Annotated in this window: 18 protein-coding genes; 15 read left to right on the top strand and 3 right to left on the bottom strand. The window is 72.8% G+C overall.

Annotated elements, in window-relative coordinates; genetic code table 11:
• Positions 1-87 precede the first annotated feature (87 nt).
• The 3 genes from ACGF3H_RS13425 (at position 88) to ACGF3H_RS13435 (ending at position 2,723) form a co-directional block, all read left to right on the top strand.
• A complete protein-coding gene (locus ACGF3H_RS13425; RefSeq protein WP_362490290.1) occupies positions 88-1,290 on the top strand; it encodes a sensor histidine kinase in 1,203 nt (400 codons plus the stop codon).
• 83 nt (positions 1,291-1,373) lie between these two features.
• The gene (locus tag ACGF3H_RS13430; protein WP_359399550.1) at positions 1,374-2,048 is read left to right on the top strand and encodes a response regulator transcription factor; all 675 of its coding nucleotides are present in this window, start codon (positions 1,374-1,376) and stop codon (positions 2,046-2,048) included.
• 42 nt (positions 2,049-2,090) lie between these two features.
• A complete protein-coding gene (locus ACGF3H_RS13435) occupies positions 2,091-2,723 on the top strand; it encodes an AAA family ATPase (protein WP_362490293.1) in 633 nt (210 codons plus the stop codon).
• 19 nt (positions 2,724-2,742) lie between these two features.
• On the opposite strand, the gene ACGF3H_RS13440 is transcribed toward ACGF3H_RS13435, so the two are convergent.
• On the bottom strand, positions 2,743-3,849 hold the full coding sequence (locus ACGF3H_RS13440; protein WP_362490296.1) for a DUF5937 family protein: 1,107 nt from the start codon (positions 3,847-3,849) through the stop codon (positions 2,743-2,745).
• Positions 3,850-4,010: 161 nt separating this feature from the next.
• Between ACGF3H_RS13440 and ACGF3H_RS13445 the strand changes: the two genes are divergently transcribed.
• Entirely contained in the window at positions 4,011-4,226 is a 216-nt protein-coding gene (locus ACGF3H_RS13445; protein ID WP_362490299.1) for a hypothetical protein, read from the top strand.
• Positions 4,227-4,247: 21 nt separating this feature from the next.
• On the opposite strand, the gene ACGF3H_RS13450 is transcribed toward ACGF3H_RS13445, so the two are convergent.
• Positions 4,248-5,441: a beta-eliminating lyase-related protein gene (locus tag ACGF3H_RS13450; protein ID WP_362490301.1), complete on the bottom strand. Its 1,194-nt coding sequence runs from the start codon at positions 5,439-5,441 to the stop codon at positions 4,248-4,250.
• Positions 5,442-5,652: 211 nt separating this feature from the next.
• Here ACGF3H_RS13450 and ACGF3H_RS13455 point away from each other — a divergent pair, with 211 nt between their 5' ends.
• The 10 genes from ACGF3H_RS13455 (at position 5,653) to ACGF3H_RS13500 (ending at position 14,366) form a co-directional block, all read left to right on the top strand.
• Entirely contained in the window at positions 5,653-6,618 is a 966-nt protein-coding gene (locus ACGF3H_RS13455) for a DUF2520 domain-containing protein (protein ID WP_362490304.1), read from the top strand.
• Complete coding sequence (gene panC, locus ACGF3H_RS13460; RefSeq protein ID WP_362490307.1) at positions 6,615-7,607, top strand: pantoate--beta-alanine ligase; 993 nt, start codon at positions 6,615-6,617, stop codon at positions 7,605-7,607. Before ACGF3H_RS13455 ends, panC begins: the two co-directional genes overlap by 4 nt.
• Positions 7,604-9,337, top strand: coding sequence for an L-aspartate oxidase (locus ACGF3H_RS13465; RefSeq protein ID WP_362490310.1), 1,734 nt, complete (start codon positions 7,604-7,606; stop codon positions 9,335-9,337). Before panC ends, ACGF3H_RS13465 begins: the two co-directional genes overlap by 4 nt.
• Positions 9,338-9,342: 5 nt before the next feature.
• The gene (gene nadC / locus ACGF3H_RS13470) at positions 9,343-10,323 is read left to right on the top strand and encodes a carboxylating nicotinate-nucleotide diphosphorylase (protein ID WP_362490508.1); all 981 of its coding nucleotides are present in this window, start codon (positions 9,343-9,345) and stop codon (positions 10,321-10,323) included.
• A gap of 4 nt (positions 10,324-10,327) precedes the next feature.
• Entirely contained in the window at positions 10,328-11,125 is a 798-nt protein-coding gene (locus ACGF3H_RS13475; RefSeq protein ID WP_189229900.1) for a type III pantothenate kinase, read from the top strand.
• A gap of 645 nt (positions 11,126-11,770) precedes the next feature.
• Positions 11,771-12,403: a hypothetical protein gene (locus ACGF3H_RS13480; RefSeq protein WP_362490314.1), complete on the top strand. Its 633-nt coding sequence runs from the start codon at positions 11,771-11,773 to the stop codon at positions 12,401-12,403.
• Positions 12,404-12,426: 23 nt separating this feature from the next.
• The gene (locus tag ACGF3H_RS13485; RefSeq protein WP_362490316.1) at positions 12,427-12,606 is read left to right on the top strand and encodes a hypothetical protein; all 180 of its coding nucleotides are present in this window, start codon (positions 12,427-12,429) and stop codon (positions 12,604-12,606) included.
• Positions 12,607-12,788: 182 nt separating this feature from the next.
• The gene (locus ACGF3H_RS13490; RefSeq protein WP_362490319.1) at positions 12,789-13,187 is read left to right on the top strand and encodes a BlaI/MecI/CopY family transcriptional regulator; all 399 of its coding nucleotides are present in this window, start codon (positions 12,789-12,791) and stop codon (positions 13,185-13,187) included.
• Positions 13,188-13,196: 9 nt separating this feature from the next.
• Complete coding sequence (locus tag ACGF3H_RS13495) at positions 13,197-13,706, top strand: amino-acid N-acetyltransferase (protein WP_362490322.1); 510 nt, start codon at positions 13,197-13,199, stop codon at positions 13,704-13,706.
• A 324-nt stretch (positions 13,707-14,030) separates the two neighbouring features.
• Positions 14,031-14,366, top strand: a complete 336-nt coding sequence (locus tag ACGF3H_RS13500; protein WP_359399530.1) for an Lsr2 family protein — start codon at positions 14,031-14,033, stop codon at positions 14,364-14,366.
• 65 nt (positions 14,367-14,431) lie between these two features.
• Here the strand turns inward: ACGF3H_RS13500 and ACGF3H_RS13505 are convergent, their stop codons facing one another.
• Entirely contained in the window at positions 14,432-15,031 is a 600-nt protein-coding gene (locus ACGF3H_RS13505) for an SCO3374 family protein (RefSeq protein WP_362490325.1), read from the bottom strand.
• Between the two features lie 431 nt (positions 15,032-15,462).
• Here ACGF3H_RS13505 and ACGF3H_RS13510 point away from each other — a divergent pair, with 431 nt between their 5' ends.
• Positions 15,463-17,988, top strand: coding sequence for an ATP-dependent Clp protease ATP-binding subunit (locus tag ACGF3H_RS13510; protein ID WP_362490328.1), 2,526 nt, complete (start codon positions 15,463-15,465; stop codon positions 17,986-17,988).
• Positions 17,989-18,024 lie beyond the last annotated feature (36 nt).

The following is an 18,024-nucleotide window of genomic DNA, read 5'->3' on the forward strand; positions in this document are numbered from 1 at the left end:
CCTCCACCTTGCGGAGTATGCGGGGCAGACGCGGATCGGCCCTCCGGTTGACCCCTGCACCTATTCCGCTTCCCTACTCTGGGTTACGTGCAGCGCCTCTACGACTTCCTCCGCAGACACCCGACCGGGGTCGACTGTGTCTGGGCCCTTGTCCTGCTCGTGATCTCCGCGATGTCCGTGACCACGCAGCAGGAGGCCCACGGAAAGGACGTCACGGCGCTGGTCGTCCCGATCGTGGTGCTGCTGAGCGCGGTGATCGCGCTGCGCCGGCGCATGCCGGAGAGGATGCTGCTGCTGGCCGTCGCGCTCGGGGCGTGCCAGCTGGTGCTGGACGTCCCCACGATGTCCGCCGACTTCGCCCTGCTGGTGATCGTCTACACGGTCGCCGCGACCGGCGCGCGCTGGGCCTCCCGGGTCGCGCTCACCACCGGCCTGTGCGCCGCGCCCCTCGCGCAGGTGCGCTGGCCCAGTGAGAACACCGGCATAGCGGGCAACATCGCCATAACGGTCTTCCAGGCGGTGCCGTTCGCCCTCGCCTGGGTGCTCGGCGACTCCATCCGCACCCGCCGCGCCTACTTCGCGCAGCTGGAGGAGCGCAACGCCCGGCTGGAGAAGGAGCGCGAGGCACAGGCCAAGGTCGCGGTCGCCGCCGAGCGGGCCCGCATCGCCCGGGAACTGCACGACGTCGTGGCGCACAACGTCTCGGTCATGGTGGTGCAGGCCGACGGCGCCGCCTACGTCCTGGACACCGCCCCCGACCAGGCGAAGAAGGCCCTGGAGACCATCTCCTCCACCGGCCGGCAGGCCCTCGCCGAGATGCGCCGCCTGCTCGGCGTGCTGCGCACCGGCGAGCACCAGGAGGCCGGCGAGTACGTCCCGCAGCCCGACGTCCAGCAGATCGAGGAGCTGGTCGAGCAGTGCCGCACCTCCGGGCTGCCCGTCGACTTCAAGGTCGAGGGCACCCCGCGCCCGCTGCCCAGCGGCGTCGAGCTGACCGCGTACCGGATCGTGCAGGAGGCGCTCACCAACACCCGCAAGCACGGCGGCCCCAACGCGGGCGCGAGCGTGCGCCTCGTCTACTTCGACGACGGGCTCGGCCTGCTCGTCGAGGACGATGGCAAGGGCGCCCCCCACGAGCTGTACGAGGAGGGCGGCTTCGACGGCCAGGGCCACGGACTGATCGGCATGCGGGAACGGATCGGCATGGTCGGTGGCACCCTGGACGCGGGTCCGCGGCCCGGCGGAGGGTTCCGCATCAGTGCGCTGCTGCCGCTGAAACCCGCACACTGACAACCACGCCCGTACGCACGTATGGCGTTGACACCTGTAACGACCCCCGGCCCGGTCCCCGGACGGAGAACGGAAGAGCCCCGATGACGATCCGCGTGATGCTCGTCGACGACCAGGTGCTGCTGCGCACCGGGTTCCGGATGGTGCTCGCGGCCCAGCCGGACATGGAGGTCGTCGCGGAGGCGGGCGACGGCGTCGAGGCCCTTCAGGTGCTGCGCTCGACCGCCGTGGACGTCGTCCTGATGGACGTTCGCATGCCCAAGCTCGACGGGGTGGAGACCACCAGCCGGATCTGCGTGGACCCGAACGCGCCGAAGGTGCTGATCCTGACCACCTTCGACCTGGACGAGTACGCCTTCTCGGCGCTGAAGGCGGGCGCCTCCGGCTTCATGCTGAAGGACGTGCCGCCCGGCGAGCTGCTCGCGGCGATCCGCTCCGTGCACAGCGGCGACGCGGTGGTGGCCCCGTCGACCACCCGCAGGCTGCTCGACCGGTTCGCGCCGATGCTGCCGGCCACCGGCCAGGAGCCGCGGCACACGGAGCTCCAGCGGCTCACCGAGCGCGAGCGCGAGGTGATGGTGCTGGTCGCGCAGGGCCTGTCCAACGGGGAGATCGCGGCGCGGCTCGTGCTGTCCGAGGCGACCGTGAAGACGCACGTCGGCCGCATCCTGACCAAGCTCGGCCTGCGCGACCGGGTGCAGGTCGTGGTCCTGGCCTACGAGACCGGGCTGGTGCGGGCCGGCGGCGGACACGGCTGACCGCCCCCCCGGCGCGGGAGCGGCGTCGGTAGGGTGCGGCGCATGCTTCTGTGGATCAACGGCCCCTTCGGGGGAGGCAAGACACAGACCGCACACGAGATACGGCGCCGGCTGCCCGGCAGTGTCGTCTGCGACCCCGAACACGCCGGTTTCGGCCTGCGGCGCATGCTGCCGCCCGGACTGCGCGGTGACTTCCAGGACCTGGTGTCCTGGCGGCAGGGCGTGGTGGAGGTCCTCGACCTGGCCCTCGCCCGGCACGACGGCGTCGTCATCGCCCCCATGACGGTCACCGACCCGCGGTACTTCGCGGAGACCGTCGGCCGGCTGCGCGAACTCGGCCACGACGTCCACCACTTCACGCTCCTCGCCGAACGCGAGACCGTGCTGCGGCGGCTGCGCGAGCGGGGCTTCGGGCATCTCCTGCAACGCGTCACCGGGAAGAACGCCGGGCTGCGCCGCGAGAGCTGGGCCGTGGAGCGGCTCGACCACTGTCTGGAGCGGCTGCGCGAGCCGGAGTTCGCCGAGCACCTGTGGACGGACCGCACGACCGTCCCGAAGACCGCCGACCGGATCGCCGTCCTCGCCGGGATCGCCCTGGAACCCAACGACGAGGGCGCGCTGCGCACCCGCCTGCGGCAGGCGGGCGTGGGGCTGCGGCACATCCGCCTCGACTGACCGCCGGACGGGCGCCGGATCACCTCAGGAGGCCCTCCAGGAAGTCGCTGCCGAGCCGGGCCACCACCGTCACGTCCAGCTGGTGCAGCACGTACCGGCCGCGGCGGCGCGTCGTGATCAGGCCCGCCTTCTTCAGCACCCCCAGGTGCCGGGATATCTCCGGGGCCGTCACGCCGTGCGCCTGCGCCAGCTCGCTCGTGGTGTACGCGCTGCGGGCCAGGTGGCGGCAGATCCGCATGCGCACCGGGTGGGACAGCGCGGACATCCGCAGCGTGAGCTGCTCGACCGAGGGCGGGGAGACCGGCTCGGCGGCGCCGACGGGGTAGTGCAGGACGGGTTGCCAGCCGTACCGGTGCAGGACCGACAGGTGCGGCCAGCCGAAGCTGGTGGGCAGGAGCAGCAGGCCGCCGTCCCCGGTGGCCGTACGGCCGTCGCCCAGCTTGTCGACCGTGATCACGGCGGCCGTCTCGTCCAGCGCCACCGCCGGGGACACCGCGGCCAGCGCCTCGGCCAGGCCCCGGCGCCGCAGCAGCTCCGTCTTGTGGCGGGCGTCGGCCGCGAGCTGGTGGCGCAGCCGGGACCAGGCGTCCGCGAAGAACGCCTCGTCGCAGTCGTGCAGGAACTGGCGCAGCCAGGCCCGGATCCGGGGCGGGTCGGCCAGCAGCCGCTCACTGAACCGCAGTTGCTGCGGCCCCCGCGCGGCGGCCAGGTCCAGGGCGCGCCGCCGCACCACGGCGTCCGCGAGCACGGAGGCGCCCTCGGCGCCGTACGGCATGGCGCAGGTGAACTCCAGCGCCGCGTCCACGAACTGCTCGTCCGACAGCTTGTCCAGCAGGTCCAGGTCCTCGGCGAGGGTGGCGCCGGGCAGTGTGCTGCGGCCGGGGATGCCGGCGAACGGCAGGAACAGGTCCGAGAACGTCGTCCGCCACAGGAAGTCGGCCTCGCACATCCGGTCGGCCAGGTGCGAGTCGAGCCGGGCGGCGACACCGGTCACCCAGCCCTGGAGCCCCGGGTGGTGGCCCGGCTCGGACAGCGCGTGCAGCGCCATGCACAGCTCGGCCAGGGGCGAGGGCACGACGGCGACCCTCTCCGGCCGCAGCCCCGCGATGTCGATGCGCACGCTCATGCCCCCATGGTGCACGCCGCCACCGACAACGCCGTCGCCGATTGACCGCCGTCGTCAATCGGCGCGACGACGCCGGACCCGCCGGAGCAGTCTGGAGCCACCGGGGCAGCCGCGGAGCCCGCGCACCGCCCCGTCGGCCTTGCCCCGAGAGGTGATCCGCCATGAGCATCACGCAGCAGTACCTCCTCGACACCTACCGCGCCCGGCTGCTCGGCGAGCCCGCGCCGCCCGCGCCCGGCACCCACGACCGGCAGGCCGTGCGCGCGTGGCGCGACCGCCGCCGGTTCCGCCGGGTCGTGCGCGGCCGTCCGGCGCACGGCCGCCTGCGGCGGGCCCTGCGCAGGTGGCGGGCCCCGCGGCGGCGCGCCGTGGACTGAGCGCGCCGGCCGGCGGACCGGTCAGCGCGGCAGCCGGGCGACGAAGTCCGCGACCGCCGCCCCGACGTCGTCGGCCGTCCACTCCAGGCCGTCCGCCTCCACCCCGACCTCGGTGACGGCGACGCCCGGACCGGCCTCGTCCCAGGGCCGCCCGAAGAGCAGGGTCCCCGTCTCCTCGCCCTGCCGTATCGCGACCTCGCCGACGGCATCGGCGTCGTACGGCAGCCAGACCTGGAACTCGTGCGTGTGCGGCACCTCGGGGTGCACCCGCGCCCACGGCAGCCCGGCCGCCGCGAAGCCCTCGCGCAGCGCGGCGGCCACCACGCGCGCGTGCGTCGCGTACTCGGCCAGCCGGGGCAGCTCGCGCTCCAGGCCGGCCAGCGCCGACAGGGCCGTGGGGAACTGCTGGAACACGTTGCCGCCGTACCGGTGCCGCCAGACCCTGGCCTCCTCCACCAGCGTCCGGGGGCCGGCCAGGGCGGCGCCGCCGTAGCCCTTGAGCGACTTGTAGAACGAGACGTACACGCTGTCCGCGAGGCCCGCGATCTCGTCCAGCGGGCGGCCGAAGTGCACGGTGGACTCCCACAGGCGCGCCCCGTCGAAGTGCACCACCGCGTCGCGCTCCCGAGCCGCCCCGACCACCTCGGTCAGCTCCTCCCACGTGGGCAGCAGATAACCGGCGTCCCGGAGCGGCAGCTCCAGCATCAGCGCCCCGAACGGCTCCCCGAGGTCACGCACCTCGTCGGCGGTCGGCTGCCGGGGCTCGCCGGTCAGCCGGACCGGACGCAGGCCGCTGACCCTGCTGAAGGCGTTCCGCTCGTGCACCTCGGGGTGGCCGAGCCCGTGCAGGGCGACGACCGGATTGCCGGTGCGGCCCGCCCAGCAGCGCAGCGCCACCTGCTGGGCCATGGTGCCGGTCGGGAAGAAGGCCGCGGCCTCGTGGCCGAGCAGGGCGGCCGTCCGCTCCTCCAGCGCCGTCACGACGCCGTTGCCGTACACGTCCGACGGCTCGTCGAGGTCGTAGAGCTCCCCGGCCCCGTCGAGCAGGCCGATCCGCTCCCGGAGGGTGGTGCCGTAGCCCGGGCGCGCGAGCAGGCGCTTCGCGCTGCGGTGGACGGCCACTCGCCGCTCCCGCATGCGCCTGTGCCGCTCCTCCTGCTGCTCCGGTGGCTGCGTCGTCCCCGCCTGTTCCGCGTTTTCCCCTGTGCCGGTCATGCCGGGATCATGCCGTGCGGCGACCGGCCGGGGCACCAGGGTTTCCGTCCGCGCCGCGTACGCACCCGGAGCGGGCGGGCGCCGGGGTGCCGGGCGGGTGGGGAAACCCACAGCCTGTGGACAACCCGGACACCCGCGGAACCAATCGCGTTAACATGACGAGAAATCGTCCGGTACCCCGAGCGGACTGGAACGGGAAGGCCGCCGTCGCGTGAACACAACCCCACAGCCAGACCCCAAGGACCGCCCCGCGCGGCTCACCGTAGGCGTCGTCGGCGCCGGCCGGGTGGGCCCCGCGCTGGCCGCGGCCCTCCAGCTCGCCGGGCACCGCCCGGTGGCCGTCTCCGGGGTGTCCGACGCCTCCAGGCGGCGTGCCGCCGCACTGCTCCCCGACGTGCCGCTGATGGCGCCCGCCGAGGTCCTCCAGCACGCCGAACTGGTGCTGCTGACCGTCCCCGACGACGCGCTGCCCGGCCTGGTGACCGGGCTCGCCGAGACCGGCGCGGTGCGCCCGGGCCAGCTCCTCGCGCACACCTCCGGGCGCTACGGCGCCAAGGTCCTGGACCCCGCCCTGCGCGCCGGGGCCCTGCCGCTCGCCCTGCACCCGGCGATGACCTTCACCGGCAGCCCCGTCGACGTCCAGCGCCTGGCCGGCTGCTCCTTCGGCGTCACCGCGCCCGAGGAACTGCGGCTGGCCGCCGAGGCCCTGGTCATCGAGATGGGCGGCGAGCCGGAGTGGATCGCCGAGGACAAGCGCCCGCTGTACCACGCGGCGCTCGCCCTCGGCGCGAACCACCTGGTCACCCTCGTCGCCCAGTCCCTGGAACTGCTGCGCACCGCCGGCGTCGAGGCCCCCGACCGGATGCTCGGCCCGCTGCTGGGCGCCGCCCTCGACAACGCCCTGCGCTCCGGCGACGCGGCGCTGACCGGCCCCGTCGCGCGCGGGGACGCGGGCACGGTCGCCGCGCACATCGTGGAACTGCGCACGCACGCCCCGCAGGCCGTCGCCGGTTACGTGGCGATGGCCCGCGCGACGGCCGACCGCGCCCTGGACCACGGGATGCTCAAGCCCGAACTCGCCGAGGACCTCCTCGGGGTGCTCGCCGATGGAGGCAGCCGGACCGGCGGCACCGGCAGGACAGAGGGAACCGACGGCACCGAGGGAGACGCCCGATGACCACCACCCTGCTGCGCACCGCGGACGAGCTGCACGCGCGCGTACGGCACGGACGCCGGGCCGTCGTGATGACCATGGGCGCCCTGCACGAGGGCCACGCCACCCTGATCCGCACGGCACGGCGCATCGCGGGCCCGGACGGCGAAGTGGTCGTCACCGTCTTCGTCAACCCGCTCCAGTTCGGCGCCGGGGAGGACCTGGACCGCTACCCGCGCACCCTGGACGCCGACCTGAAGATCGCCGAGCAGGCGGGCGCGGACGCCGTCTTCGCCCCGTCCGTCGACGAGGTCTACCCGGGCGGCGAGCCCCAGGTCCGCGTCACGGCGGGCCCGATGGGCGAACGCCTGGAGGGCGCCTCCCGCCCCGGCCACTTCGACGGCATGCTCACCGTCGTGGCCAAGCTGCTCCACCTCACCCGCCCCGACCTGGCCCTGTACGGCCAGAAGGACGCCCAGCAGCTCGCCCTGATCCGCCGCATGGTCCGCGACCTGAACTTCGGTGTGGAGATCGTCGGCGTGCCCACCGTGCGCGAGGACGACGGCCTGGCCCTCTCCAGCCGCAACCGCTACCTCTCGCCCCAGGAGCGCCGCACCGCCCTCGCGCTCTCCCAGGCCCTGTTCGCCGGCCTGGACCGGCACGCCGCCCAGGAGGCGCTGCGCGCGCGGGCCCGCGAAGTGCCCGCCTCACGCGCGCGTGCCGAGGCCCTCAACGCCCTCGGCGAGTCCCGCGCCGCGGCCGACGCGCACGCCGTCGCCACGTCCGCGCCGGGCGCCGCCACGGCCGTCCGCGCCGCCGCCCGCCTGGTCCTGGACGACGCCGCCCGCCTCGACCCGCCGCTCCGGCTGGACTACCTCGCCCTGGTCGACCCGTCCGACTTCACCGAGATCGGCGACGACCACACCGGCGAGGCCGTCCTCGCCGTCGCCGCCCGGGTCGGCGCGACCCGGCTGATCGACAACGTCCCCCTCACCTTCGGAGCCGCCTCGTGACCAGCACAGGCATACGACTGCACGCACCCGCGCCCGGCTGGGCCCTCACGGCGGACGTGGTGGTCGTCGGCTCCGGCGTCGCCGGCCTCACCGCCGCGCTGCGCTGCGAGGCCGCCGGCCTGACCACGGTCGTCGTCACCAAGGCCCGCCTCGACGACGGCTCCACCCGCTGGGCCCAGGGCGGCATCGCCGCCGCCCTCGGCGAGGGCGACACCCCGGAGCAGCACCTCGACGACACCCTGGTGGCCGGCGCGGGCCTGTGCGACCCGGAGGCCGTCCGCATCCTCGTCACCGAGGGCCCCGGCGCCGTACGCCGGCTCATCGCGACCGGCGCGCACTTCGACGAGTCGTCCGAGGGCGGACTCGCCCTCACCCGCGAGGGCGGCCACCACCGCCGCCGCATCGCCCACGCGGGCGGCGACGCCACGGGCGCGGAGATCTCCCGGGCCCTGGTCGAGGCGGTCCGCGCGCGCGGGATCCGCACGGTCGAGAACGCCCTCGTCCTCGACCTCCTCACGGACGCCGACGGCCGCACCGCCGGTGTCACCCTGCACGTCATGGGCGAGGGCCAGCACGACGGCGTCGGCGCCGTCCACGCGCCCGCCGTGGTCCTGGCGACCGGCGGCATGGGCCAGGTCTTCTCGGCGACGACGAACCCGTCCGTCTCCACGGGCGACGGCGTCGCGCTCGCCCTGCGCGCCGGCGCCGAGGTGAGCGACCTCGAATTCGTCCAGTTCCACCCCACGGTCCTCTTCCTCGGCCGGGACGCGGAGGGCCAGCAGCCCCTGGTCTCCGAGGCGGTACGCGGCGAGGGCGCCCACCTGGTGGACGCCGACGGCGTGCGCTTCATGCAGGGTCGGCACGAACTGGCCGAACTGGCGCCCCGGGACATCGTCGCCAAGGGCATCACGCGCCGCATGCAGGAGCGGGGCACCGACCACATGTACCTCGACGCACGCCACTTCGGCGCCGAGATGTGGGAGCACCGCTTCCCGACGATCCTCGCCGCCTGCCGTGCGCACGGCATCGACCCGGTCACCGAGCCGATCCCGGTCGCACCGGCCGCCCACTACGCCTCCGGCGGCGTCCGCACCGACGCCTCGGGCCGCACCACGGTCCCCGGCCTGTACGCGTGCGGCGAGGTCGCCTGCACGGGCGTGCACGGCGCCAACCGCCTGGCGTCGAACTCCCTCCTCGAAGGCCTGGTCTACGCCGAACGCATCGCCGCCGACGTCGCGGCGATGCACGCCGACGGCACGCTCCACGCGCGCGTGCCCGCACCGCTCTCCCCGGAGGCCCGCCCGGCGCACCCCCTCCTGCCGCCGGAGGCCCGCTTCGCCATCCAGCGGATCATGACCGAGGGCGCCGGTGTGCTGCGCTCGGCCGACTCTCTGACCCGCGCCGCCGACGAGCTCGACCACCTGCACACCGAGGCCCGCGACGCCCTGCAGGAGAACGGCAAGACGGCCGAGCCCGGCGTCGACACGTGGGAGGCGACGAACCTCCTGTGCGTGGCCCGCGTCCTGGTGGCCGCGGCGGCACGGCGCGAGGAGACGCGGGGCTGCCACTGGCGCGAGGACCGCGCGGACCGCGACGACACGACGTGGCGCCGCCACATCGTCGTACGCCTGAACCCGGACCGAACCCTCGCCGCGCACACCACGGACACGCCAGAATTCCCCCCGACCACCCTGAGCCCCCAGCCGGCGCAGCGCCCCCAGGAGCAGTGACGACAGTGAACACCCCCGACCTTCCCCTCGCCTCCGGCGGAGGCTGCGGCGACGGCTGCGCCTGCGGCGCGGACACCGACGCAGAGGCGTACCTGGAGTGCGGCCTCGACCCCGCGCTCGCCGCCCTCCTGCTCGACTCCGGCCTCGACCCCGTGGAGGTCGAGGACATCGCGAACGTGGCCCTCCAGGAGGACCTGGCCCACGGCGTGGACGTGACGACGGTCGCGACCATCCCCGAGGACGCCGTCGCCACCGCCGACTTCACCGCGCGCGAGGCGGGCGTCGTGGCGGGCCTCAGGGTCGCCGAGGCGGTCCTGTCGATCGTCGCGACGGACGAGTTCGAAGTGGAACGCCACGTGGCGGACGGCGACCGGGTGGAGCCCGGCCAGAAGCTCCTGACGGTCACCACCCGCACCCGCGACCTCCTCACCGCCGAGCGCAGCGCGCTCAACCTCCTGTGCCGCCTGTCGGGCATCGCCACCGCCACGCGCGCGTGGGAGGACGTCCTGGAGGGCACCGGGACCCGGGTGCGGGACACCCGCAAGACCACCCCGGGCCTGCGCTCCCTGGAGAAGTTCGCGGTCCGCTGCGGCGGCGGCGTCAACCACCGCATGTCCCTGTCGGACGCGGCCCTGGTCAAGGACAACCACGTGGTCGCCGCGGGCGGCGTGGCGGCGGCCTTCCAGGCGGTCCGGGAACGCTTCCCGGACGTCCCCATCGAGGTCGAGGTCGACACGCTGCACCAGCTCCGCGAGGTCCTGGACGCCGGTGCCGACCTGATCCTGCTGGACAACTTCACGCCGGGCGAGTGCGAGGAGGCGGTGGCCCTCGTCGACGGCCGCGCCGCCCTGGAGGCCTCCGGCCGCCTCACCCTCACCAACGCCAAGGCGTACGCCGACACGGGCGTGGACTACCTCGCGGTGGGCGCCCTCACCCACAGTTCTCCCATCCTGGACATCGGCCTCGACCTGCGGGAAGCGGAGTAGAGGCATGCTGCTGACGATCGACGTAGGCAACACGCACACCGTCCTGGGCCTCTTCGACGGCGAGGACATCGTCGAGCACTGGCGCATCTCCACGGACTCGCGCCGCACGGCCGACGAACTGGCGGTCCTCCTCCAGGGCCTGATGGGCATGCACCCGCTCCTCGGCGACGAGCTGGGCGACGGCATCGACGGCATCGCCATCTGCGCGACCGTCCCGTCGGTCCTGCACGAGCTCCGCGAGGTCACCCGCCGCTACTACGGCGACGTCCCCGCGGTCCTGGTCGAACCGGGCGTCAAGACCGGCGTCCCGATCCTCACCGACCACCCCAAGGAGGTCGGCGCCGACCGCATCATCAACGCGGTCGCCGCGGTCGAGCTCTACGGCGGCCCGGCGATCGTCGTCGACTTCGGCACGGCGACGACGTTCGACGCGGTGAGCGCGCGCGGGGAGTACATCGGCGGGGTCATCGCCCCCGGCATCGAGATCTCCGTCGAGGCACTCGGCGTCAAGGGCGCGCAGCTCCGCAAGATCGAGGTGGCGCGTCCGCGCAGCGTGATCGGCAAGAACACGGTCGAGGCGATGCAGTCCGGGATCATCTACGGCTTCGCGGGCCAGGTCGACGGGGTCGTCAACCGCATGGCCCGCGAGCTGGCCACGGACCCCGACGACGTGACGGTCATCGCGACGGGCGGGCTGGCGCCGATGGTGCTGGGCGAGTCCTCGGTCATCGACGAGCACGAGCCGTGGCTGACGCTGATGGGGCTGAGGCTGGTCTACGAACGCAACGTGTCCCGCATGTAGGGGGGCGGCCGGCGCGGGTGCGGGCCGGGGGTGGGCCGCGTGGCCCGGCGCTGCCGGGGTGCCCGGCGCGGGTGTGGGCCGGGGGTCGGTGGCGTGGCCCGGCGCTGTCGGGGTGCCGCTGCGCCCACCCGTGCCGCCCCAGCGGCACGACTGCCCGCAGCTACGGCGATACTGGCGGCAGCCTGCAGCTGGGGCGGGACGACGGACCGGACCGCAGCCGGATGGGGTGACGGCGGTCAGACGCGTACGGCGGGAAGGGGACGTGTCGGGGGGTGTCCGCCCGCAGCGGTTGGCGCGTCAACGCCCCGCCTGCTGGAAAGGGACCGATTCCGCGCCGTTCCGAGGACGGACACCCCCCGGCGCGGCCCCGACCCCCACACCACCGAAGGCGCTACGCGCACCCCCACCGAACCCGCACAGGCCGCCGCAGGCACCCTGCACGCGGCACCACCGCCGGAGGCACCCGGCACCCGCACCGAACCCGCACAGGCCGCCGCAGGCACCCTGCACGCGGCACCACCGCCGGAGGCACCCGGCACCCCGCACCACCCGCCGGGCAGGCACCGCCCCCGCATACGAGTGGCCCCCCGACGCCACACCCGTCCGCTATGCCAAGTTTGTCCGATTAGCGCGTATCGTCGCCGCATGCCCACGCCATACGGATCCCGAGGCGGCATGGCGTTCGGCGCTCAGGAGCTGCGTGTGCTCCGGCGCGCCCTCGCCCTCGCCCTGAACCCCAGCCCCGCCTCGGCCGAGGACGTCCAGGACTGTCTCCGCCTCGCGGAGTCGCTCGACGAGGCGATGGAGGAGAGCGCCCGCCTGCGCGACTTCCTGATGGCCGACCTCGCCCGGTACCGCGACGCCCTCCCCGGCAGCATCACCGGCTACCTCTCCCTCCTCGACGAGGCCCTGAGCGCCGGCCACCGCCCCGCCGCGGACGACCTCGCCGCCCTCCGGGCACTGCGCGGCAACCCCACCGCCGCCGCCCTCCTGGCCCGCTGCGCACCCCCGGCGGCCACCGTCACCGTCAAGGTCACCGTCCCCGCCGCGCGCACCCACCTCCACGCGCTCCCCGGCGGCCGCTGCGCGGGCGGTCAGGACACCGCCGCCCGCCCCGGCGCGAAGCCCCCGCGGAAGCCGGCGCCCAGCCCCGCCCCGGCCGGCCCCGGCAGCCCGGCCGCCCCGAAACGCCCCGTCCCCACCCCCGGCGAGGTCTTCCCCCGCCGCAAGCCGACCCCGCCCCCCGCCGGTTCCCGGCACCACCTCGCCGCCGGCTGACCCGGCCTGGCTACCCTGGATCCATGGACTACGTCTCCGCGCTCCTCCCCCCGGCCGTCATGGCGGCCTTCTTTATCGGCGTCGTCAGGGTGATCGTGAAGACCCAGGGCGGAGCCAGCAAGACCAAGGAGGACGCGGCCGTGGACGCCGCCCTCGCACGGGCGGAGGGCGCCCGCCAGGCGTCGGCGCAACCAGAGGCCTGACCTCCCCGGGGCCCACCCGCGCCCCGCATCACGGCACCACCCCCGTACGGCTCCTCCGCGCACCCGCGCCGACGAGCCGTACGCCCTTTTTGCCCCTTCTCGACCATGAAAGCGGGCGAAAGCGCACGTCCGGCACGCGATCGACCTGATTCCCCACTATTGTCGTGAGGGTGCCTCGCCCATTGGGAGAACTCGAAGACGCGGTCATGACGCGGGTGTGGAAGTGGAACCGCCCGGTGACCGTTCGAGAAGTCCTGGAAGATCTCCAACAGGAACGGTCGATCGCGTACACCACCGTCATGACCGTCCTGGACAATCTTCATCAGAAGGGCTGGGTGCGCCGCGAGTCGGAAGGCCGCGCCTATCGATATGAGGCGGTCTCCACCCGCGCCGCCTACGCCGCCGCGCTGATGAACGACGCGTGGTCGCAGAGCGACAACCCCGCCGCCGCTCTCATCGCCTTCTTCGGCATGATGAGCGAGGAACAGCGCCAGGCACTCAGGGACGCCATCCGCATCGTGCAGGGCCCGGAAACACTCGCGCCGGGACCCGGCTCGGTCGCGGACACCGGCGAGCGATAGCGTCCCCACATGCCAATTGCCATCACCGTCCGGCGGGCCCGCACCGGCGATGTCCCGGCCGTACGCGGGCTCCTCGACGAGTACGTCCGCGACCGCATCCTGCTCGACAAAGCGATGGTGACGCTTTACGAGAGCATCCAGGAGTTCTGGGTCGCGGAACGGGACGACAACGGCGAGGTGGTCGGCTGCGGTGCCCTGCACGTGATGTGGGAAGACCTCGCGGAAGTCCGCACTCTCGCGGTGAAGCCCGGCCTGAAGGGCGCCGGCGTCGGACATCGGCTGCTGGAGAAGTTGCTGGAGACCGCACGCCGGCTGGGTGTTCGCCGCGTTTTCTGTCTCACCTTCGAAGTGGACTTCTTCGGCAAGCACGGCTTCGTGGAGATCGGAGAGACGCCCGTGGACACGGATGTCTACGCCGAGCTGCTGCGTTCCTATGACGAGGGCGTGGCGGAGTTCCTGGGCCTCGAACGAGTGAAACCGAACACCCTCGGCAACAGCCGCATGCTTCTGCATCTGTGATCGGCCGCCGAGAGCCGCCGAGAGCCGCCGAGAGCCGCCGAGAGGCGACCCGCCGCAGAACCGCATCCGCATCCACATCCGCCACCGCATCCGCAACCCGTCGTCAGGTTATTCCACCCGCGGACCGTACGCGGGTGCCCTATGTCCGAAACGCGTATCTTTCCGGGCCGGAGGGGTGCTACGGGTTCCCGCCGGGGGTTTGTGTTTTTCCGGCAAAAGCGGTTTGCTTTCCGGCGTACTGCAGTACTGCATATAACAAGGGGCGGCGATACGGCGGACGCCGGCGGACCTCCGGCCCTCACGTTATCTAGGAAAGGAAATCCGGTGGCACAGAAGGTTCAGGTCCTTCTTGTCGATGACCTCGACGGCGGCGAGGCGGACGAGACGGTGACGTTCGCGCTGGACGGCAAGACGTACGAGATCGATCTCACCACCGCCAATGCGGACAAGCTCCGTGGTCTTCTCGATCCTTATGTGAAGGGTGGCCGCCGGACCGGAGGCCGCGCTTCGGGTGGTCGCGGCAAGACGCGCGCTTCCTCGGGCGGCAGCCAGGACACCGCGGCGATCCGCGCGTGGGCGAAGGCGAACGGTCACGACGTCAACGACCGCGGCCGTGTCCCCGCCGCGATCCGGCAGGCGTACGAAGAGGCCAACGGCTGATCGCGGCCCACGTCACCGACCCGGCCAGCACACTCCCGGTCCGCACGCCCGCGGCCCGCACGCCCTCAGCGCGTCGTCCGGGAGAGCCGGAGCCGGTGGCACTGCGTCGCCAGCGTGTGCACCAGCCGTGCGAGATCGGGGGCGGTACCGCCACCCCCCAGGGCCGACAGTGTCGGCAGCGAGGCCTCGACCTCGCTGCCCGTCCCGGGGGGCCGCAGCCAGACGGCGGCCCCCTGCGAAGCGCCGTGCCCCGCGGGCGACCGCGAGGGCCCGACCGCTCGGGACCGCGCGAGCAGGGGCGCGTCCACGAGACCGCCGGCGCCGACCGCACGCAGGTCGATCGCCAGGGAGCCCCACTCCAGCCACTCCAGCAGCCCGGGCAGCTCGTCCGCGCCGCCCACGGCCACGAGCAGCAGCATCCGCTCACCCCGGAGCGCCACCGGGAAGCCGCCCGCCCGGCGCCGCAGCGCCGCGTGACCCGCCTCGGCCGGGACGTCGAGGATGTCGAAGCGAACGCCCACGTGGAGCCGTACGGGGGTCCCCGGGGCCGTCGGCCAGCCGAGCCCGCTCTCGTACCACGACCGCACCCGCTCCCACGGCCCGCTCCCTTCGGGCGGGCGACGGGGGAACGGCACTGTGGGGGTCAGGGGCAGGGCGCCGGCCATGTTCGGTGCAACCGTCGAAAAGCCCACCGGGTTACGCTGGGTGCCCGGGAGATTGCGCTGAGTACGGCACTGAGGGGGCGCGCGGGGGTGCGGGGAGGCGCAAGGTTGTTCGCCCGTAGCGGAGGGAACCGGTGCGCGCGGCATGGAGTGTCAGTCCCAGCGGGTAAGACATCCCTAGTGGGAGGGGGCGACACGCAGAACGGGCCGTCTCACGTTCGCCATCGGCGTACTGGCGAGCGGGGTAAGTGCCTGGCCTGCGGGAACATCGTCTCGCACCATCGGGTTGTGGCAGATGTCGGCGTCAGGGGTCAGGAGGCCATCGACGGTGTCGGCAGTTGGAATGAGCGGTCCCCGCTTGCGGGACTAAGCTGCGGAAGGACAGGGAGGGGAAGTTCCCCTTACTGCCTGACCGCTCTGAGGAGCGATTAACGATGTTCGAGAGGTTCACCGACCGCGCGCGGCGGGTTGTCGTCCTGGCTCAGGAAGAAGCCCGGATGCTCAACCACAACTACATCGGCACCGAGCACATCCTCCTGGGCCTGATCCACGAGGGTGAGGGTGTCGCCGCCAAGGCCCTTGAGAGCCTCGGGATTTCGCTCGAGGCGGTCCGCCAGCAGGTGGAGGAGATCATCGGGCAGGGCCAGCAGGCCCCGTCGGGTCACATTCCCTTCACCCCCCGTGCCAAGAAGGTCCTGGAGCTGTCGCTCCGCGAGGCCCTTCAGCTGGGTCACAACTACATCGGCACGGAGCACATCCTGCTCGGCCTGATCCGCGAGGGCGAGGGCGTCGCCGCCCAGGTCCTCGTCAAGCTGGGCGCAGATCTGAACCGGGTGCGGCAGCAGGTCATCCAGCTGCTCTCCGGTTACCAGGGCAAGGAGACCGCCACCGCCGGCGGGCCTGCCGAGGGCACCCCCTCGACGTCCCTGGTCCTCGACCAGTTCGGCCGGAACCTCACCCAGGCCGCTCGTGAGTCCAAGCTCGACCCGGTCATCGGGCGCGAGAAGGAGATCGAGCGGGTCATGCAGGTGCTGTCCCGCCGTACCAAGAACAACCCGGTGCTGATCGGTGAGCCCGGCGTCGGCAAGACCGCCGTCGTCGAGGGCCTCGCGCAGGCCATCGTCAAGGGCGAGGTGCCCGAGACCCTCAAGGACAAGCACCTCTACACCCTGGACCTCGGCGCGCTGGTGGCCGGCTCCCGCTACCGCGGTGACTTCGAGGAGCGCCTGAAGAAGGTGCTCAAGGAGATCCGCACCCGCGGCGACATCATCCTGTTCATCGACGAGCTGCACACGCTGGTCGGTGCGGGTGCCGCCGAGGGCGCCATCGACGCCGCGAGCATCCTCAAGCCGATGCTGGCCCGCGGTGAGCTGCAGACCATCGGTGCGACCACGCTGGACGAGTACCGCAAGCACCTGGAGAAGGACGCGGCCCTCGAGCGCCGCTTCCAGCCGATCCAGGTCGCGGAGCCGTCGCTGCCGCACACGATCGAGATCCTCAAGGGCCTGCGCGACCGCTACGAGGCGCACCACCGCGTCTCCATCACGGACGAGGCACTGGTCCAGGCCGCCACCCTGGCCGACCGGTACATCTCCGACCGCTTCCTGCCGGACAAGGCGATCGACCTGATCGACGAGGCCGGTTCCCGGATGCGCATCCGCCGGATGACCGCGCCGCCGGACCTCCGCGAGTTCGACGAGAAGATCGCCGGCGTCCGCCGCGACAAGGAGTCCGCGATCGACTCGCAGGACTTCGAGAAGGCCGCCTCCCTGCGCGACAAGGAGAAGCAGCTCCTGGCCGCCAAGGCCAAGCGGGAGAAGGAGTGGAAGGCCGGCGACATGGACGTCGTCGCCGAGGTCGACGGCGAGCTGATCGCCGAGGTCCTCGCGACCGCCACCGGCATCCCGGTCTTCAAGCTCACGGAGGAGGAGTCGTCCCGCCTGCTGCGCATGGAGGACGAGCTCCACAAGCGGGTCATCGGCCAGAAGGACGCCGTCAAGGCGCTCTCGAAGGCGATCCGCCGTACGCGTGCCGGTCTGAAGGACCCGAAGCGTCCGGGTGGCTCGTTCATCTTCGCCGGCCCGTCCGGTGTCGGTAAGACCGAGCTGTCCAAGGCGCTCGCCGAGTTCCTCTTCGGTGACGAGGACGCGCTGATCTCCCTCGACATGTCGGAGTTCAGCGAGAAGCACACGGTCTCCCGTCTCTTCGGTTCGCCCCCCGGTTACGTGGGCTACGAGGAGGGCGGTCAGCTGACGGAGAAGGTGCGCCGCAAGCCGTTCTCGGTCGTCCTCTTCGACGAGGTCGAGAAGGCCCACCCGGACATCTTCAACTCGCTGCTGCAGATCCTGGAGGACGGTCGCCTGACCGACTCCCAGGGCCGGGTCGTGGACTTCAAGAACACGGTCATCATCATGACGACCAACCTCGGCACCCGGGACATCTCCAAGGGCTTCAACCTGGGCTTCGCCGCCGCGGGCGACACGAAGACCAACTACGAGCGCATGAAGAACAAGGTGTCGGACGAGCTCAAGCAGCACTTCCGCCCCGAGTTCCTCAACCGCGTCGACGACGTGGTCGTCTTCCCGCAGCTGACCCAGGACGACATCCTCGCGATCGTCGACCTGATGATCGGCAAGGTGGACGAGCGCCTGAAGGACCGGGACATGGGCATCGAGCTCTCCCAGTCCGCCAAGGAGCTGCTGTCCAAGAAGGGCTACGACCCCGTGCTGGGCGCCCGGCCGCTGCGCCGGACCATCCAGCGGGAGATCGAGGACTCGCTGTCGGAGAAGATCCTCTTCGGCGAGCTGCGTCCCGGTCACATCGTGGTCGTCGACACCGAGGGCGAGGGCGACACCAAGACCTTCACCTTCCGGGGTGAGGAGAAGTCGGCCCTCCCCGACGTCCCGCCGATCGAGCAGGCCGCCGGCGGCGCGGGCCCGAACCTGAGCAAGGAGGCGTAGCCCTGCGGGGGTGAGCCTCTGAAGGGGCCGTGCAGG

The sequence above is a fragment of the Streptomyces sp. NPDC048185 genome, assembly GCF_043202495.1.
Classification (GTDB): Bacteria; Actinomycetota; Actinomycetes; order Streptomycetales; family Streptomycetaceae; genus Streptomyces.

Excerpts from the sequence above, each read along its gene's own strand:
- ACGF3H_RS13435 (WP_362490293.1), top strand. The coding sequence starts at position 2,091 with ATGCTTCTGTGGATCAACGGCCCCTTCGGGGGAGGCAAGACACAGACC.
- ACGF3H_RS13510 (WP_362490328.1), top strand. The coding sequence starts at position 15,463 with ATGTTCGAGAGGTTCACCGACCGCGCGCGGCGGGTTGTCGTCCTGGCT.
- ACGF3H_RS13480 (WP_362490314.1), top strand. The coding sequence starts at position 11,771 with ATGCCCACGCCATACGGATCCCGAGGCGGCATGGCGTTCGGCGCTCAG.
- ACGF3H_RS13475 (WP_189229900.1), top strand. The coding sequence starts at position 10,328 with ATGCTGCTGACGATCGACGTAGGCAACACGCACACCGTCCTGGGCCTC.
- ACGF3H_RS13450 (WP_362490301.1), bottom strand. The coding sequence starts at position 5,441 with ATGACCGGCACAGGGGAAAACGCGGAACAGGCGGGGACGACGCAGCCA.
- ACGF3H_RS13485 (WP_362490316.1), top strand. The coding sequence starts at position 12,427 with ATGGACTACGTCTCCGCGCTCCTCCCCCCGGCCGTCATGGCGGCCTTC.
- ACGF3H_RS13505 (WP_362490325.1), bottom strand. The coding sequence starts at position 15,031 with ATGGCCGGCGCCCTGCCCCTGACCCCCACAGTGCCGTTCCCCCGTCGC.
- ACGF3H_RS13495 (WP_362490322.1), top strand. The coding sequence starts at position 13,197 with ATGCCAATTGCCATCACCGTCCGGCGGGCCCGCACCGGCGATGTCCCG.
- ACGF3H_RS13430 (WP_359399550.1), top strand. The coding sequence starts at position 1,374 with ATGACGATCCGCGTGATGCTCGTCGACGACCAGGTGCTGCTGCGCACC.
- panC (WP_362490307.1), top strand. The coding sequence starts at position 6,615 with ATGACCACCACCCTGCTGCGCACCGCGGACGAGCTGCACGCGCGCGTA.
- ACGF3H_RS13445 (WP_362490299.1), top strand. The coding sequence starts at position 4,011 with ATGAGCATCACGCAGCAGTACCTCCTCGACACCTACCGCGCCCGGCTG.
- ACGF3H_RS13440 (WP_362490296.1), bottom strand. The coding sequence starts at position 3,849 with ATGAGCGTGCGCATCGACATCGCGGGGCTGCGGCCGGAGAGGGTCGCC.